Consider the following 17,783-nt stretch of genomic DNA (forward strand, 5'->3'; position numbering starts at 1 on the left):
AACTCATACAAAAAATCCCTATCTTTTAGTCTTTCGGCAAACACCGGAAGATTAAAAGGCAGGGAATTAACTATTAATAATTCACCATGAAACAGTTTCCCAAACAGTTATTATTACTTACCTCCTGCCTGGCTGTAAACCAGATACAAGCTCAGGAAAAACCGAAAACCCCAAACCTGGTATTCATCATGGCCGACCAATGGCGCGGACAAGCAATGGGCTGCCTGGGACTGGAGCCGGTACAGACACCCAATCTCGACCGTCTCATCTCCGAAGGGGTATATTTTACAGATGCAATCAGTAGCTATCCGGTCTCCTCTCCTGCCCGAGGAATGCTGATGACGGGTATGTATCCGATTGACAGTAAGGTAACAGGCAACTGCAATTCGGCAACTGCTCCCTACCATGTAGAGCTGCCAACCAAAGCCCGTTGTTGGTCGGACGTGCTGAAAGACCAGGGATATGAACTGGGATACATCGGGAAATGGCATCTGGATGCTCCTCACAAACCTTACATCGACACCTACAATAATAAAGGGGAAATAGCATGGAACGAATGGTGCCCGAAAGAACGCCGTCATGGTTTTAATCACTGGATTGCCTACGGGACATACGATTATCATCTGAAACCCATGTATTGGAATACGAATGCCTCACGTGACGAGTACTATTTCGTAAATCAATGGGGACCGGAATATGAAGCAGACCAGGCCATCGACTACATCGCCAATAAAGACAATAAGTTACGCAACAGCAACAAGCCTTTCGCTCTGGTTGTATCCATGAACCCTCCTCATACAGGATACGAGCTGGTTCCCGACAAATATAAAAAGATATACCCGAATATAGATGTCGAAACGTTATGCAACTCTCCCGTTATTCCTCCCAAAGGAACGGAAGAGGGTGATTATTTCCGGAAAAGCGTACTCGACTATTATGCATGCATGACTGGGGTCGACGAACAAGTAGGCCGTATTGTCCATGAGCTAAAAGAACAGGGATTGTTCGATAACACAATTGTCGTATTTACTTCCGATCATGGCGATTGTATGGGAATGCACCACCATATCGGCAAAGATATTTATTACGAAGAAGCCATGCGCATTCCTCTTATCGTCAGTTGGCCGGAAAAGCTTGTGCCGCGCCGCGATTCTACTTTAATGATTTCTTTTGCCGACCTTTATCCTTCCCTGCTTTCACTGATGGGGTTCAAAGGCCAGATACCTGCCGAAGTACAAACGTTAGACCTGTCCGCTTCCATCCTTTCTCCGGATAAAACACAAGAGGTCGTACAGCCCTATTATTATATCCTGCCTGAAAATTTAACAACCGGATACCGGGGATTACGGACAAAAAAATATACATTTGTGGTGCACGCTACAAACGGCCAAACAGACGAATGGATACTGTTCGATCGCGAACAAGACCCATTCCAACTAAACAATATAGCTTCCGGTCAGCTGGAACTGGTTAAACAATTTTCTTCCCGGTTAAAAGGCTGGTTAAAGAAAACAAATGATCCTTTTGCAAACTGTCTATAACAAATACACACATGAAAATAAATTTTTATCTGATAATCTTTCTGATAGCAAATATCATTCCTGCAATAGGGCAAGAAACCTTTATTCCAGTCCCGGCACCTCATCAGTTAAAGTGGCACGAATCGGAAATAGGTGTCGTCTTTCATTACGACCTGCATGTATTCGATGGCATTAAGTACGGTCAGGGCAACAATCGCATCCAGCCAATTGAAGATTATAATATCTTTAACCCTACAAAACTCGATACCGACCAATGGATACGGGCAGCCAAAGCGGCAGGAGCAAAGTTTGCCGTACTGACAGCCACACACGAAACAGGCTTTGCCATCTATCAGAGCGATGTGAATCCGTATTGTTTAAAAGCGGTAAAATGGCGCGACGGGAAAGGAGATATCATCCGCGACTTCGTCAATTCCTGCCGCAAATACGATATCATGCCTGGCATTTATGTAGGCATCCGATGGAATTCACTTTTTGGCGTTCATAATTTTAAGGTACAGGGGGAAGGGGAGTTTGCCGCCAACCGTCAACAATGGTATAAGCATTTCTGCGAGCGCATGGTGGAAGAACTGTGCAGCCGCTACGGGGATTTGTTTATGATCTGGTTTGACGGTGGCGCAGACGACCCGAGAGGCGATGGACCGGATGTATTGCCGATTGTCAGCAAATATCAGCCGGAATGCCTCTTTTACCATAATGTAGACCGGGCAGACTTCCGTTGGGGCGGGTCTGAATCGGGTACAGTCGGTTATCCCTGCTGGTCCTCATTTCCCTACCCTTTTTCGCACAGCAACAATACGGAGGGAGTACACAACCATAATGACTTGCTGAAACATGGCGACAAAAACGGTCGTTACTGGGTTCCGGCTATGGCTGATACACCACTTCGCGGAATGAACGGCCGTCACGAATGGTTCTGGGAACCAGACGACGAGCAGGCAGTTTACCCCGTCGACAACTTAATGAACATGTATTATAAATCGGTAGGAAGAAATGCCACATTGATTGTCGGCCTTACGCCCGACACGACCGGATTAATCCCTGCGGGCGATACACAACGCCTGAAAGAGTGGGGCGACGAAATCAACCGCCGTTTCTCTTCTCCCATTGCTTCGACTTCCGGGCAAAAAAAGGATCTGACTCTGAAACTGAATAAGCCGCAACCTGTCAATCATTGCATTATTCAGGAGAACATCCAGAATGGAGAACGTATCCGCCAATACAAAGTAGAAGCCAAAGTGAACGGCAAATGGCAGACAGTTTGCGAAGGTGAATCGGTCGGTCATAAACGCATCGAGCAGTTCCCGACAGTCGAAGCCTCAGCTTTACGTCTGGTTGTCTCCCAGTCGGCTGCACAGCCGGATATTCGAAACTTCAGTGCTTTCTACGTAATAACAAAGGAATGACAAAAAATAAAACATATCTGGTTACATTACTCCTCAGTGGTGCGGTATGGGTTTGTCCCGGCCTCAGAGGGCAAACCTCATTTGTTTATGAGAAGGGGAAAATGTTTACTGACATTACTGCTCTCCGGATGGAAAAGCCTATCAGGCTGGAAAAATTGCAAACCGCAGTATATTACGAAAAGAACATTCCCGGAAAGCAGCCTACCATTTCTTATCAAACAGATATACCGGCTTACAAGCAAGGAATATTTTTTAGCCGCGATTACCGCCCAGGCGATTATCAATGGCCCAATAACACGAACAGGTTATTGCCCTGGGTATTCAATAGCCTGAAAGATTTGACACAAGCTGATTATCCGGGAATTCCGTCTAACGGGATGCCTTCCGTTCTGGGAGATGCCCTGTTGCAGGAACTGGCTGACGGAGGATTTCTTTTCGCGAAGGCGGTAGCCGGAGAAAACAGTATCAGTTGGTTTCAAGTAAATAAGAATGGTTCGCTGACAGTCTACTTATCAACATTGGGAACCGACAATCTGGCTTCGCAGGCTCCTGTCTTATTGGTTGAAAAAGGGAAAACTGTCTATGAGGCCATTCATAAGGCATACACCTCATTAATCGATAACAGGGAAATATCAGCGTTGCAGAAAAGAACGGATAAAAACTATTTTGAAGCCTTCAATTATCTGGGCTGGTGTTCCTGGGAACATTATCACTTCAATATAGACGAAACCAAAATGCTGAGCGACCTGGATGGTATCGAAGCATCCGGCATACCAATCCGGTATGTCCTGATAGATGACGGGCATCTGGCAAACAAGAACCAACAGCTCACGAGTTTCGTTCCGGATAAGAAAAAATTTCCTGACGGATGGAAAAATATCATCTCCCGGAAGAAAGCGGATAAAATAAAATGGATGGGATTATGGTATAACTTCTGCGGCTACTGGATGGGGATATCGCCTGAAAACGACTTTCCTGAAAATATCCGGCAAACTCTCTATCCTTACAACGGCAGCATGCTTCCCGGAAAAAGCAAAGAACATATCGAAGCTTTCTATAACTATTATATCGGAACGTTGAAAAACTATGGCTTCGACTTTCTGAAGATAGACAACCAGTCTTTCCTTCTGCCTCTTTATATGGGCAATACGGAAGTGGTACGGCAAGCCAAAGCCTGCAATCTGGCGTTGGAAGAACAAACCCATAACCAGCAGGTCGACTTGATGAACTGCATGGCACAGAATATCCTGAACATCGACCATACCCGGTATAGTGGCGTAGCGCGCGTCAGCATCGACTATAAAAAGTATGATGAAGACATGGCTAAATCGCATCTGTTCCAATGTTATACCAATACATTACTGCAAGGACAGACGGTGTGGCCCGACCATGATATGTTCCATTCGTGCGATACTATCTGCGGAAGCCTGATGGCCCGCTCGAAAGCAATATCCGGAGGCCCGGTCTATTTATCGGACTCGCCGGCTGATTTCATAAAAGAGAATATCCTGCCGCTCATCGATGAGAAAGGCCGAATATTCAGGCCCGAAGCTCCCGCCATACCAACGCCCGAGTCGGTGATTAGCAATCCCCTGAAAGATGGAAAAGCCTACCGGGTATTTGCTCCTACGGGAAACGAAGCAGTATCGCTCATCTGTTATAATTTGAATACGTCCGCTTCCCATCATACGGTGGAAGCGACCATCAGTGCAACAGATTATTCTCTCCGGGAAACAATGAGTGGGAAAACTATGCACCAAGCAGAACGCATCCTGTTATATGACTGGGAAAAGCAGACAGCAGAAGAGCTAACCGCCGATAAACAAATAACATTGGAAGGATTTACGGACCGGTTGTTCCATCTTTGTCCCATTCATAACGGATGGGCAGTAGTCGGAATACAGGAAAAGTTCCTCTCTCCTGTCACTGTCGAAATTATTTCCTCCACTCCCGAACAATTAAAGTTGAATGTCCTTTGCCCGGGAAATCTCCGGGTATGGGTGGAACAAGGCGGTCAGCAGGAATTACGCACCATACCGGTCATTCATCCGGGAGAAATAACAATAAATAAACAAGAATCAAAAAACATACAATCATGAACAAGAGCCTACTTCTATCCCTGGCGGTACTCCCCTTAGCAGGGGCGACAGGCCAAACAAAAACTTCCAACATACAGAAACGGCCGAATATCATCCTGTTCCTTGTAGATGATATGGGCTGGCAGGATACTTCCCTCCCTTTCTGGAAGGAAAAGACACATTACAACGAGGTATACGAAACCCCGAATATGGAACGTCTGGCACGTCAGGGTATGATGTTTACACAAGCATATGCTTCAAGTATCAGTTCGCCCAGCCGTTGCAGCCTCTATACCGGAATGAATGCCGGACGCCACCGGGTAACAAACTGGACATATCCCAAGAATGCATCTACCGACCGTAAAAGCGATGTACTGGAACTTCCGGACTGGAACGTAAACGGCATATGCGAAGTACCGGGCATAGAACATACCTACCAGGTTACTTCCATGGCTCAAATATTGAAAGATAACGGCTATCATACCATCCATTGCGGCAAAGCCCATTGGGGGGCAGTAGATACTCCGGGCGAAAACCCTTATCACTTCGGATTTGAAGTAAACATCGCCGGACATGCCGGCGGAGGCCTGGCAAGCTATCTCGGAGAAGCCAACTTCGGCAACCGTACGGATGGGAAACCCAGTCCCTGGTTTGCCGTCCCCGGACTGGAAAAGTACTGGGGCAAGGATATATTCATCACCGAAGCCCTGACGCAGGAAGCAACCAAGGCACTCGACAAAGCACAACAATACGACCAGCCTTTTTTCCTGTATATGTCGCATTACGCCATCCATGTTCCGATAGACAAGGATATGCGCTTCTACCAAAAGTACATAGATAAAGGCCTGAGTGAAAAAGAAGCAGCCTATGCCGCCCTGATTGAAGGAATGGACAAGAGCCTCGGCGACATCATGAATTATCTGGAAAAGAACAACCTGGCAGATAACACCATCATCCTCTTTATGTCCGACAATGGTGGACTGGCCTCCGAACCAGAGTGGCGCGATGGCAAACCACATACGCAAAACTCGCCCCTCAACAGCGGCAAAGGTTCCGCCTATGAAGGGGGGATTCGCGAACCGATGATCGTCAGTTGGCCGGGAAAAGTACAGCCGCAAACCAAATGCGACAAATATCTGATTATCGAAGACTTCTTCCCGACCATCCTCGAAATGGCCGGCATTAAGAAATATAAAACAATCCAACCTGTCGATGGTATCAGCTTCATGCCGTTACTCACCAATACGGGCGACCCATCCAAAGGACGCAGCCTCTATTGGAACTTCCCGAATCTTTGGGGAAATACAGGTCCGGGCATCGGAGCCACCTGCACGATTCGTCGAGGCGACTGGAAACTGATTTACTACTACGAAACCGGAAAGAAGGAACTATTCAACATACCTGATGACATAGGAGAAAAAAACGACCTGTCCGCTTCCCGTCCCGATCTGGTAAAGAAATTATCCAAAGACTTAGGCAAACAGTTAAGGAAGATGAAGGCACAGCGTCCGTCATTCAAGGCTACAAAGAAAAACTGTCCCTGGCCGGATGAAATCTGATTCATAGCAGGAAACAGCATCGCATTTTCATTCCGCTGGCGTGCGAAAGCGGTATACAGCACTGTTTGATGCCTCCGCGCGCCAGCGAAGACATAAAACAGTGCTGTAAAATCGATTCGCACATCAGCGGAGATACAAAACAGCACTGTAAAATGCTTTCGCTCACGAGCGGAGGCATCAAACAGTGCTGTAAAACCCATTCGTACGTCAGCGGAGGCTCCAAACAGTACTATATACTGCTTTCGCACGCCAGCGGAACGATTTCCATTATAAAATTTTACTTTTTGACGATATAATCGGCAATCCAATCCCCAACTTCACTTGTCGTATAAGCTTTCGCGCCGTCGGCAATATCTTCGGTAACCATACCGGCAGCCATGGATGCAGCTACAGCTTCGCGAATCAGGGCGCCTTCTTCCATCAGGTTGAAAGCATATTCAAACATCAAAGCACCGCTCAGAATCGTTGCCAAAGGATTCGCAATATTCTTTCCTGCTGCTTGCGGATAAGAACCGTGGATGGGTTCGAATACGGAAGTATGTACACCGATAGAAGCAGAAGGAAGCATTCCCAGTGAGCCGGTAATTACAGAAGCCTCATCGGTCAGGATATCACCGAACATATTTTCCGTCACCATCACATCAAAGCTTTTCGGCCATTGAACCAGGCGCATGGCGGCATTATCCACAAACATATATTCTGTTTCCACATCAGGAAATTCTTTTTCTATCTCCTGTGCCACCTGGCGCCAAAGGCGGGATGTCGCCAATACGTTTGCTTTATCGACCACTGTTACTTTCTTGCGGCGTTTCTGTGCATACTGGTATGCCAGACGGACGATACGTTCGATTTCCTCACGTGTGTACACGCAAGTATCATAAGCCGTATTACCATCTTCGCTTCTACCCTGCGGACGGCCGAAATACATACCGCCTGTCAGTTCGCGGATACACATAAAGTCGGCACCATCTATCAATTCAGCGCGCAAAGGAGATTTGTGCAGCAAAGACGGGAAAGTCGTCACAGGACGGATATTCGCAAATAATCCCAGTTTCTTGCGCATTCCCAGCAAACCTTGCTCAGGGCGTACCTTGGCAGAAGGATTATTATCATACTTGGGCGAACCGATAGCTCCGAAGTAAACGGCATCGCTCTGCATACAGAGTTCATGCGTTTCATCCGGATAAGGATTGCCTACAGCATCGATGGCACAGGCTCCGACTAATGCTTGTTTATAACTCAGTTCATGACCGTATTTCCGGCATATCGCTTTTACGGCTTTCATTCCTTGCTCTATAATCTCGGGACCGATACCGTCGCCGGGAAGTAATGCAATGTTCAGTTTCATAAGTGTTTATTGTGTAATAGAGGCTGTGTCAAAAAAGCTATTACTGAACACAGATGACGCAGAACACGCAGATTTACGCAGATTCTTTATAAAAAACTATTGTCTGCGTAAATCTGCGCCCTGTCTGCGTAGTCTGCGTTCCATAATATAGACTTTTGGCACATCCCCTTTATTATTAATTATTCCCGTTTGAAGAATACATATTTCGGTTCTGTGGGAACATAGGTTTCATCATCCCACAGCGTACTGGTAATCATTAAGTCAGCGCTGTAACGGTTACAGGCGATAGGTACGTTATGGACGCGGCACTGGCGGAGCAACATCTGGATGTCGGCTTCATGAGGCTGCGGGTTCAGGTCGTCTATCAGGAATACGGCAAGGTCTATTTCCTTGCGTACAACCATAGCCGCTATCTCTGCATCTCCCCCCATCGGACCGGAGTGCATGCAAGTGACTTCAGCATTTACCCCTCTATCTTCAAGCGCTTTGTGTACAAGGCTTCCTGTTGTGCCGGTACATACCAGGTGATGCTGGGACAGATACTCGGCATTATGGACAGCCCATTCTACCATTTCCGCTTTCCGGTTGTCGTGTGCAACAAGTGCAATTTTTAACTTCTTTCTCATAACTATCTATTTTTAGTTGACGTATCTATTACATCAACTGATTAGCCTTCAATCTTGTTCAGCATTTTCAAAGTAGCCTTGATAGCAGCTTCAGTCTGGTCGGCATCAAGCCCCCTCGTTTTAAAGTCTACTCCGGCATAATTCCAACTGATAACCGTCTGCACAAAAGCATCGGTCCGCCCGCCGGGAGGGATAGAAACAGAATAGTTGGTCAACATCGGGAAAGGACGCCCCAAATCGGTATAAATCTTCCGCAACGCACGTACAAAAGCATCATACTGACCATCTCCGGAAGCGGATTCCTGATAAGCTTCACCGTTAATCTCTATTTTTAAAGTAGCTACCGGTTTCAGCCCCTGTGCCAAAGATAGGGAATAATTCAATATCCGGATGCGCTGGTCTTCCGCCGTATCATGGTGAAGCACATCACTGATGATATAAGGCAAATCTTCCGAAGTGACCATCTCTTTCTTATCCCCTAATTCGATAATGCGCTCGGTGACCTTCTTCATCGAATCTTCATCGATATCGATGCCCAGGCACTCCAGGTTCTTGCGTATATTGGCCTTACCGGAAGTTTTTCCAAGCGCATATTCGCGGACACGCCCGAAGCGTTCAGGCAACAGGTCATTACAATACAAATTGTTCTTGCTGTCCCCATCTGCATGAACCCCTGCACATTGTGTAAATACATGTTCCCCGATAATCGGCTGGTTGGGCGATATATGGATTCCGGAATAAGTTTCTACCAAGCGGCTCGCATAATTGATTTTCTCCTCCCTGATACTGGTTTCTTCTCCCAACTGGTCTTTCAGAACAGCCAGAACGCTGCTGAGAGGCGCATTTCCTGCACGTTCTCCCAAGCCGTTCAATGTGGTATGGATACCGTCTATACCGGCACGGACTGCCGAATAAACATTTGCCACAGCCAGGTCATAATCGTTATGTGCATGAAAATCAAATTTCAGTTCGGGATAACGGGTTGCCATCTCCTTACAAAACTCATAGGTATTACCCGGATTCAATATGCCGAGCGTATCAGGCAACATAAAACGGCGAACCGGCAGGTCTTTCAAGGCATCCACGAATTGGAAAACATATTCCGGAGAATTTTTCATGCCGTTGGACCAATCCTCCATATAGATATTCACTGCAATATCCCTTTTCCCGGCAGACCCTATCACGGCCCGAATATCGGCAAAATGCTGTTCGGGTGTTTTGCGTAACTGTTCGGTGACATGTTTATACGAACCCTTACATAGCAAATTTACGACACGGCATCCGGCAGCCTCGATCCAGTTCAGAGAAACTTCTCCATCTACAAATCCAAGTACTTCCAGTTTTTGCAAATGTCCGGTACGCTTCGCCCAGGCAACTACACGCCTCACAGCTTCAAACTCTCCGTCTGAAACCCGTGCGGATGCAATTTCAAGGCGGTTCACACCAAGATCGACCAGCAAAGCCTGGGCAATACTCAGTTTCTCATGCGCAGCAAAAGAAACCCCCGATGTTTGTTCCCCGTCCCGCAGGGTGGTGTCCATTATTTCGATCATACTATCTTTAATTTATCCTATTACGGTATTACTGAACGCAGACAACGCAGATTGCGCAGACTGACGCAGATTATTTATTTCTAAATATTTTCCTTTTTATCTGAGGTCTCTCTCCAAAATTAAGTAACAATCCAACTTCTACATGAGTAGCTTTCAGATAATTTATTAGTTGACATTCATGAGCTATTGATAACGATTCAACACTCTTCAACTCCAAAATGATATGATCATTTACAATTATATCAGCAATATATTCTCCTACTACATGCGAATTATAAAACACCTGTATAGGATATTGTACTTTGCATTCAAATCCCTGACTCTTCAATTCATAATAAAGAGCATTTTGATAAACTCGTTCAAGAAAACCAAATCCCAGTGTACGATATACTTTATAAAAAAGGCCAATAATACGATCTGTTTCTTCTTTAAATAAATAATCTGCGTATTCTGCGTCATCAGCGTTCGGTAATACTATTATGCTGTTCGTATGCTTCGATTTTATGCTTGTTTGCAAGCAAGTAATCGATATCATCCAAGCCGTTTACCAGACAATCCTTTTTATAGGCATTGATGTCAAAATGTTCACTATGTCCGGTTGTATTGTTAGTGATGGTCTGTGCAGGCAAGTCCACCGTCAATGCTGCTTCCGGATTTGCCTGTACCGTAGCAAAGATTTCAGCCAGAAATTCAGGAGATACAACTACGGGAACCAGTCCGTTGTTCATTGAATTGTTCTTGAATATATCGGCAAAGAAACTGCTCACTACTACACGGAATCCATATCCGGCAATCGCCCAGGCGGCATGTTCGCGGCTGGAACCGCTACCAAAATTCTTTCCTGCTACTAATATCTGACCTTTATATGTATTCTGGTTGAGAACAAAGTCGGGATTGGGGTTTCCATTTTTATCATAACGCCAGTCGCGGAACAAATTGTCTCCGAATCCCTCGCGGGTTGTGGCTTTCAGGAAACGTGCCGGGATAATCTGGTCTGTATCCACATTTTCCAGAGGAAGAGGAACGCAGGTGGATGTCAGTATATTGAATTTTTCTTTCATTGTCTTGTTTATTTTTATTCTGTTATTGGACGGCTCTACCAAGCCTTTACATCAAATCTCTCGGGTCTGTAATCTTTCCTGTTACAGCAGCGGCGGCAGCTACCAGCGGACCGGCTAAGATGGTACGCGCACCCGGTCCCTGACGACCTTCAAAATTACGGTTTGAAGTAGATACGGCATATTTGCCCGCCGGCACTTTATCTTCATTCATTGCAAGACAAGCGGAACAGCCCGGCTGGCGAAGCTGGAATCCGGCACTCTCCAATACCTTGTCTATACCTTCGGCACGTATCTGACGTTCCACCAACCAACTACCCGGAACTAACCAGACGGTTACATCATCCGCCTTCTTCTTGCCTTTCACCAAAGAGGCAAATGCACGGAAATCTTCGATACGTCCGTTTGTGCAGCTTCCCAGGAATACATAATCGATTTTCTTACCTAAAATAGGTTCTCCGGCTGTAAAGCCCATATAATCCAAAGACTTCTTGTAAGAGATACGTCCGGCTTCATCCACACTCTCCATCGGAGGGATATTGTCACGGACCCCCATTCCCATTCCCGGATTGGTTCCATACGTAACCATCGGCTCTATATCTTCCGCATGGAATACGATTTCCTTATCAAAGACTGCATCCGGGTCACTGTAAAGGCGGCGCCATTCTGCCAGCTTCTTATCCCATGCTTCTCCACGAGGCGCATATTCGCGGTCTTTCAAATAACTGAAAGTCACATCATCCGGGGCAATCATACCTCCGCGGGCTCCCATTTCGATAGACAGGTTACAGATGGTCAGGCGTTCTTCCATTGTGGTGTTGCGGATGGCTTCTCCGGCATATTCTACAAAATAACCGGTAGCACCTCCTGTAGTCATTTTGCTGATGATATAAAGAGCTACGTCTTTGGCAGTCACCCCCGGTTTCAATTTACCGTTGACAGTGATACGCATAGTCTTGGGCTTACGCTGCATGATGCACTGGGTAGCAAGCGTCATTTCTACTTCGCTGGTGCCGATACCGAAAGCAATCGCTCCCATAGCCCCGTGGGTCGATGTATGAGAGTCGCCACAAACAATCGTCATCCCCGGTTGCGTCAGTCCGGTTTCCGGTCCTACCACATGGATAATACCGTTTTTCGGATGAAGCAATCCGAAATAGGTCAAGTCGAAATCTTTCGCATTCTTTTCAAGCGTATCCACCTGGTTCTTTGAAACAGGGTCTTCGATCGGTTTGTCCTGAGCCAATGTCGGGATATTATGGTCCGGCATACAAGTAATCTGCTCCGGACGGAACGGTTTCAGTCCACGGGCACGTAATCCGGCAAAAGCTTGCGGGCTGGTTACTTCGTGGCAATAAAGACGGTCTATATACAATTGAATAGTTCCGTCGGGAAGCGTATCCACTACGTGCTTCTCCCAAATTTTTTCGAATAATGTCTTGCTCATAACTATATCGTATCGTTTATTTTACAAATTTATTGATTGCATCGATAAATGCCTCAACAGAAGCAGCTATAATATCGGTATTAGCAGCAAATCCATAATAATTATTTCCATCATACTCTACCTGCATATGTACTTTACCCATATCATCGCTACCTTTATTAATGGCTTGTATTAGGAATTCCTGAATGGTCATTGTACGATGGATAATTGATTTTACGGCTTTGATGGCTGCATCCACAGGACCGTTTCCGGCTGCGGCTGCTTCGAACTTTTCGCCGGCAATGTTCAGGCATACGCTGGCTACCGACTGCAGACCGACACCTGAAGTAACCTGCAAATATTCCAGTTTGATACGGTGCATGGCTGTACGGTCTTTTCCTACCAGCATCAAGACATCGTCATCATTAATATCTTTTTTGCGGTCTGCCAGTTTCAGAAATTCTTCGTAAGCCTTGTCCAGCTTTTCCTGTTCCAGTTCCACACCCAGCACATGCAGGCGGTGTTTCAGGGCAGCACGTCCGCTACGGGCAGTCAATACGATTGCATTATCGTCGATACCGACGTCTTTCGGGTCTATGATTTCGTAACTTTCACGGTTTTTCAACACGCCATCCTGATGGATACCGGAAGAGTGGGCAAAAGCATTACGTCCCACAATCGCCTTGTTCGGCTGAATCGGCATATTCATCAGGCTGGAAACCATGCGGCTCACACCGTAAATCTTAGTGGTATTGATATTGGTAATGATTTCACGTTCCTTATGGCTCTTAAATATCATTGCCACTTCTTCCAATGAAGTATTACCGGCCCGTTCCCCGATACCGTTCATGGTAACTTCTACCTGACGTGCACCGTTCAATACGCCCTGAACCGTATTGGCTGTAGCCATCCCCAAGTCATTATGGCAATGTGTGGAGATAATAGCATTCTCTATACCGTTTACATGCTCCATCAGGTATTTGATTTTCGCACCGTATTCATCCGGCAGGCAGTATCCTGTCGTATCCGGGATATTTACGACGGTTGCCCCGGCTTTGATAACAGCTTCTACTACCCGTGCCAGATATTCATTATCCGTACGTCCGGCGTCTTCACAATAAAATTCCACATCTTCCACATATCTCTTCGCATACTTGGCTGCAGCGATAGCACGTTCAAGTATTTCGTCCTGATTGGAATTGAATTTATATTTGATATGATAATCAGAAGTTCCTATTCCCGTATGGATACGTCCGCGTTTAGCAAATTTCAATGCTTCGGCTGCCACATCAATATCTTTTTCCACAGCCCGTGTAAGTGCACAGATTGTAGGCCAGGTAACGGCTTTGGATATCTCAACCACACTATTGAAATCACCGGGGCTTGAAACCGGAAAACCTGCTTCTATCACATCCACACCCAGTTCCTCCAATGCCTTTGCAACCTGTATCTTTTCAATACTGTTTAACTGGCAACCCGGTACTTGCTCACCGTCACGTAATGTTGTGTCGAAAATAAATAATCTGTCTGACATAGTCTTTATCGTCTTAAATTGTTAATACCTATCGCTTGAATACTAAAAAAAAGCCTCTCTCACAGGGAAGTGAGAAAGGCTCTTTATATCTTTATGCCACGAATGCATACACAGTCTCACTTCCTATCCCGTTCCCAGAGTAGAATAATAGATAGAGAAATAATGAGGCTATTTAGCATTTCCTGTTTCATATTGTCTTTTTATTTGAACGCTGCAAAGATACAGCCTTTTTATAAACATCCAAATATAATCCGAAGTTTTTTATACGTTTTTTCTTACAAAGTATAAGCTAAACAGAATCAAAAACCGGTTATTATAATCAAAGCCGGTTATTTCTTTACTGAAAACCGGTCCAGGACTTTTCCTTCGGTATCTATAACCTGTACATCTAACTCCTCTGAATTCGCCGCAGCTTTCAGCACAGCCGTATTGGAATTAACGATAATCGGGAATGGAGTTTCTGCTGTCGCTTTCTGATGAACGAAACGGTGCAAATGCCCGCAAAGCATAAGATCCGGCTTTGCTTCCCGTAATAATGGCATGAATTTATTTTCCACTTCCAAATTGCCATGCCATCCTCCTATAGGTGGAATATGCGCTACTATCACTTTAAAAGGAGCTTCCTTATATTCTTTACTATTTAAAACCTGCCGCAACCATTCTGCCTGTTCACTCCGGTATTCATCATAAACAGTAATACCGGCATACTCAATATCCGAATCCGGTTTATCTTCTCCGGTATCCAAAATGACAAAACAAACAGGGCCTTGCCGAAACGTATAATAAATATTTTCTTCCTTCGGAGAGAAATAACGTTGAAACTCGGTTGCAAATGCGCCACGGGTTTCATGGTTTCCACGGGTATAATACATAGGGATTTCGGAAGCGAACAACGCGGTGGCCTTATCCATAAAACCGTTGAAAATATGATTTTCTTCATTAAAAACAGAAACCATATCTCCATTAAAAATAATAAAATCCGTTTTTTTCAAATCACATTTGGATACCAGGTTTTCCAATAGCCCGTTATTACCATGAATATCATTCACCATTGCAAAAGAAATGGTTTGATTCGCAGGGTCACTTGTTCTAAATACCAACGGCTTTTTAGAATATACATTGGTCGCGGCATAATCACCATAAACTATTTTATGCCCAATATGGCTTAACACCTCCTGTGCAAAAACACGATACCGGTAACTTGTACCGGAATTAAGTCCCTTTAGCTTTACCGTATGAATCGTAGAAGTATTTTTTACTCCATTCTTAGCATCGAAAAAACGAGGGCGTTCGGTTGCATAAAAATTAGAACCGTCATCCGGAGCCAATTCCACCCAACCGACAGAAGGCTTATCCGACAACCAGACGACAGTCACTTCATCCGGTCCCATATTTTGTAAATAAGGTCCATGAGCCAGTTTTATACCTTCCTGCGCATAAACAGATACACTCAACAGCAAAACACATAATAGCAAAAGATTTTTTTCTTTCATAGGTTATCTTTATTAATCAACAATGTATTTCAAAGATATGGATTTATATTGTATGGGAATTACCCTTTGTGTATTTTAAACAAAAAAACCATCCCATTCTATTATTCTGAGATGGTTTCTTTCTGTTTAATTATGAGTCAAATAATAATACCAACCATTCGATAACCTAAACCAATCACGCAGACAAAATTCAATTTCATATAAAAAGATATCTTCCTATCCAATCTGAATCAAAAAGGTCAACCTATCTCCATAACCACCAGTACCGGATTGTCATCTTCATCTACATCCGGAATTTTGCCCTCGACTGCCACTATCGCATCAATTGAAGTAACTACAAGATTCCCCTTTATATATAGATTTCTTGCATTGATTCGTATTTTCTTTCCGGACGGAAGGCGCAAAGGAAAGCCAAACTCTCCATCTTCATTAGAAAAACGTGATACAATCTGATTATCCGATTTTCTCCATATCTCATCCCAGAAATTGTCTTTTCTTACATAAGAAATTAAATAATAGCCAGGGATTGAAGACAACCACATTGTCCGTATATAATCCGAACCAAAACCACTCGCTTCTGTCGGATTCTTCAATTCTTCTTCGGGAATATTATATACACCTTTCTTAAAAATGCACAAAGGCTGAGCTCCACTTTCCGTTACAGTGAAAACAGTATCTTCGTTAGCAAAATTGATCACTGCAAAATCCCTGTTTCTACAATAGTTCAACTGCCAAGTCAGATTCAAACGTTGCATTTCCGTTAAAGTCGTATCCATCGGAAACAGGCTTTTCCGGATATTAAAATCTTTATCCGCTATATAAAGTTTGTGAGTTGTATTATTTTGTCCTCTGGCAACAATATAGTTATCAGAAATAAGTATAGGTGTATCAAGACCTTTCTCTTTCAGGAAAATTTCCCGGATCAAATTGCCATCCAAATCATAGACAATATGCCTACCTCCTCTTTGGTCGAAAACTTCAATTGTAGAATCCACTTGATTTACATGTACATACGTCAGCACATTATATTCACCCGGTCCATGTCCTTTCCGGGAAAAAGAACTTATAACCTTACCTTTTTTATCGGTACGGAAAACTGTTCCTGTTTTATGATCCACTGCACAATACATAGTATGATCTACATATACAGGCTGAGCCGAACCGAATAATTTATCGGCCGGGGTTGAGATAGGTACATACGTAATCCGCTTGGCAATGCCATTCCATGTAAACGTATCCGGTACTTGTTTTCCTATAGCTGCTTCCATATCAAGTACTGGCAACGGCTTTTGATCTTGATCCGAATTCATTTTACATCCGGTTCCTACTGATAAGACTATCAGGAAAAGTGTAAAAAAAGTTGTTTTCATAAGGTAGAGATTTATCAGATTTTTAATTAACCCTCAAACAAAAAAGACAACAGCCATACATCATCGCTGTACTTTACAACATTTAGCTTTTGGCGCAGGTAATTTACAAATTATATCTTTATTATTATTCTATACCATTACTTTTTTCCAACAGTCCTGAAAAACAAAACAAATACTCATTAAGTTTCTACAAATTCATCGATATGGACTCAACTATATTTTAAGGGATTTCTTGCCGAAGGTTGTTTCTTCCCATTTTTTCTAAGGGGATGAACCATACTAATTTATAGAATGTTTAAGTAGAATTATAATAGAAGCCATATATGGAACCTTATGTATATAGCAACATACAGATATTTAAAATATGGAAAGGTAATATCCCAAAGATATACTAACCAACAAAATAAATAGAATTATGGACAAATTGAATTTTGTATTTCTGATTAAAGATGACCGTTGCTGGGAAGAATTATTTTCCCATATCATCAATTTAAAAAAACAGCCTGCGATGACAGATAAAATAGCAGTTATCAGTATTGGGACAGCACTGCTTTCTTGTTTAAAAAGTACACATTTGGATACAACCAAATCCACAATCACCTATTTAAATAACGAGAATGTAGAATTTTACCAATGTATCAATACCCTCTCCCGGTACGGAATAGATGAGAAGATGCTCTTACCGGAAATTTCCATTGCCCGGGAAGGAGGATTGATGAAAGTAGCATATTTTGAATCAATGGGCTATCATTCATTCACACTATGCTAACAATCCAATATCCTATCAGGCT

Annotated in this window: 14 protein-coding genes; 5 read left to right on the plus strand and 9 right to left on the minus strand. The window is 44.2% G+C overall.

All coding sequences use genetic code 11. From position 1 onward, the window contains the following. Positions 1-86 precede the first annotated feature (86 nt). From ACGE0T_RS14560 to ACGE0T_RS14575, 4 genes are read left to right on the plus strand one after another with little or no spacing between them, the layout of a single operon-like run. The gene (locus ACGE0T_RS14560; protein ID WP_459187348.1) at positions 87-1,541 is read left to right on the plus strand and encodes a sulfatase family protein; all 1,455 of its coding nucleotides are present in this window, start codon (positions 87-89) and stop codon (positions 1,539-1,541) included. 11 nt (positions 1,542-1,552) lie between these two features. Then, entirely contained in the window at positions 1,553-2,947 is a 1,395-nt protein-coding gene (locus ACGE0T_RS14565; protein ID WP_459187349.1) for an alpha-L-fucosidase, read from the plus strand. After that, positions 2,944-5,046 carry a Sip1-related alpha-galactosidase gene (locus ACGE0T_RS14570; protein ID WP_459187350.1) on the plus strand — a complete coding sequence of 701 codons (2,103 nt, stop codon included), beginning with the start codon at positions 2,944-2,946 and terminating at the stop codon, positions 5,044-5,046. Before ACGE0T_RS14565 ends, ACGE0T_RS14570 begins: the two co-directional genes overlap by 4 nt. Then, on the plus strand, positions 5,043-6,584 hold the full coding sequence (locus ACGE0T_RS14575; RefSeq protein ID WP_459187351.1) for a sulfatase: 1,542 nt from the start codon (positions 5,043-5,045) through the stop codon (positions 6,582-6,584). Before ACGE0T_RS14570 ends, ACGE0T_RS14575 begins: the two co-directional genes overlap by 4 nt. A gap of 277 nt (positions 6,585-6,861) precedes the next feature. Here the strand turns inward: ACGE0T_RS14575 and leuB are convergent, their stop codons facing one another. The 9 genes from leuB to ACGE0T_RS14620 all read right to left on the minus strand — a co-directional run bounded on the left by leuB (position 6,862) and on the right by ACGE0T_RS14620 (position 16,992). Continuing rightward, entirely contained in the window at positions 6,862-7,932 is a 1,071-nt protein-coding gene (leuB, locus tag ACGE0T_RS14580; protein ID WP_459187352.1) for a 3-isopropylmalate dehydrogenase, read from the minus strand. Positions 7,933-8,111: 179 nt separating this feature from the next. Beyond that, the gene (locus tag ACGE0T_RS14585) at positions 8,112-8,558 is read right to left on the minus strand and encodes a methylglyoxal synthase (protein WP_459187353.1); all 447 of its coding nucleotides are present in this window, start codon (positions 8,556-8,558) and stop codon (positions 8,112-8,114) included. 41 nt (positions 8,559-8,599) lie between these two features. Next, entirely contained in the window at positions 8,600-10,111 is a 1,512-nt protein-coding gene (locus ACGE0T_RS14590; protein ID WP_459187354.1) for an alpha-isopropylmalate synthase regulatory domain-containing protein, read from the minus strand. Between the two features lie 70 nt (positions 10,112-10,181). Continuing rightward, positions 10,182-10,646, minus strand: coding sequence for a GxxExxY protein (locus ACGE0T_RS14595; RefSeq protein WP_459187355.1), 465 nt, complete (start codon positions 10,644-10,646; stop codon positions 10,182-10,184). Then, positions 10,570-11,172: a 3-isopropylmalate dehydratase small subunit gene (leuD, locus tag ACGE0T_RS14600; RefSeq protein ID WP_459187356.1), complete on the minus strand. Its 603-nt coding sequence runs from the start codon at positions 11,170-11,172 to the stop codon at positions 10,570-10,572. Before leuD ends, ACGE0T_RS14595 begins: the two co-directional genes overlap by 77 nt. Positions 11,173-11,218: 46 nt before the next feature. Beyond that, positions 11,219-12,616 (minus strand): 3-isopropylmalate dehydratase large subunit, encoded by a 1,398-nt coding sequence (gene leuC, locus ACGE0T_RS14605; RefSeq protein WP_459187357.1) that lies wholly within the window; start codon positions 12,614-12,616, stop codon positions 11,219-11,221. A 16-nt stretch (positions 12,617-12,632) separates the two neighbouring features. Continuing rightward, positions 12,633-14,129 (minus strand): 2-isopropylmalate synthase, encoded by a 1,497-nt coding sequence (locus tag ACGE0T_RS14610; RefSeq protein ID WP_459187358.1) that lies wholly within the window; start codon positions 14,127-14,129, stop codon positions 12,633-12,635. Between the two features lie 329 nt (positions 14,130-14,458). Then, positions 14,459-15,622, minus strand: coding sequence for a purple acid phosphatase family protein (locus ACGE0T_RS14615; protein ID WP_459187359.1), 1,164 nt, complete (start codon positions 15,620-15,622; stop codon positions 14,459-14,461). Positions 15,623-15,861: 239 nt separating this feature from the next. After that, positions 15,862-16,992, minus strand: a complete 1,131-nt coding sequence (locus ACGE0T_RS14620) for a 6-bladed beta-propeller (RefSeq protein WP_459187360.1) — start codon at positions 16,990-16,992, stop codon at positions 15,862-15,864. A 415-nt stretch (positions 16,993-17,407) separates the two neighbouring features. On the opposite strand from ACGE0T_RS14620, the gene ACGE0T_RS14625 reads away from it, so the two are divergent. Then, positions 17,408-17,761: a hypothetical protein gene (locus ACGE0T_RS14625; RefSeq protein WP_459187361.1), complete on the plus strand. Its 354-nt coding sequence runs from the start codon at positions 17,408-17,410 to the stop codon at positions 17,759-17,761. Positions 17,762-17,783: the final 22 nt, after the last annotated feature.

Source organism: Parabacteroides sp. APC149_11_2_Y6 (genome assembly GCF_054506995.1).

Bases quoted from the DNA above. Each gene is read 5' to 3' on its own strand.
- ACGE0T_RS14560 (WP_459187348.1), top strand. From the start codon at position 87: ATGAAACAGTTTCCCAAACAGTTATTATTACTTACCTCCTGCCTGGCT.
- ACGE0T_RS14565 (WP_459187349.1), top strand. From the start codon at position 1,553: ATGAAAATAAATTTTTATCTGATAATCTTTCTGATAGCAAATATCATT.
- ACGE0T_RS14570 (WP_459187350.1), top strand. From the start codon at position 2,944: ATGACAAAAAATAAAACATATCTGGTTACATTACTCCTCAGTGGTGCG.
- ACGE0T_RS14575 (WP_459187351.1), top strand. From the start codon at position 5,043: ATGAACAAGAGCCTACTTCTATCCCTGGCGGTACTCCCCTTAGCAGGG.
- leuB (WP_459187352.1), bottom strand. From the start codon at position 7,932: ATGAAACTGAACATTGCATTACTTCCCGGCGACGGTATCGGTCCCGAG.
- ACGE0T_RS14585 (WP_459187353.1), bottom strand. From the start codon at position 8,558: ATGAGAAAGAAGTTAAAAATTGCACTTGTTGCACACGACAACCGGAAA.
- ACGE0T_RS14590 (WP_459187354.1), bottom strand. From the start codon at position 10,111: ATGATCGAAATAATGGACACCACCCTGCGGGACGGGGAACAAACATCG.
- ACGE0T_RS14595 (WP_459187355.1), bottom strand. From the start codon at position 10,646: ATGATATCGATTACTTGCTTGCAAACAAGCATAAAATCGAAGCATACG.
- leuD (WP_459187356.1), bottom strand. From the start codon at position 11,172: ATGAAAGAAAAATTCAATATACTGACATCCACCTGCGTTCCTCTTCCT.
- leuC (WP_459187357.1), bottom strand. From the start codon at position 12,616: ATGAGCAAGACATTATTCGAAAAAATTTGGGAGAAGCACGTAGTGGAT.
- ACGE0T_RS14610 (WP_459187358.1), bottom strand. From the start codon at position 14,129: ATGTCAGACAGATTATTTATTTTCGACACAACATTACGTGACGGTGAG.
- ACGE0T_RS14615 (WP_459187359.1), bottom strand. From the start codon at position 15,622: ATGAAAGAAAAAAATCTTTTGCTATTATGTGTTTTGCTGTTGAGTGTA.
- ACGE0T_RS14620 (WP_459187360.1), bottom strand. From the start codon at position 16,992: ATGAAAACAACTTTTTTTACACTTTTCCTGATAGTCTTATCAGTAGGA.
- ACGE0T_RS14625 (WP_459187361.1), top strand. From the start codon at position 17,408: ATGGACAAATTGAATTTTGTATTTCTGATTAAAGATGACCGTTGCTGG.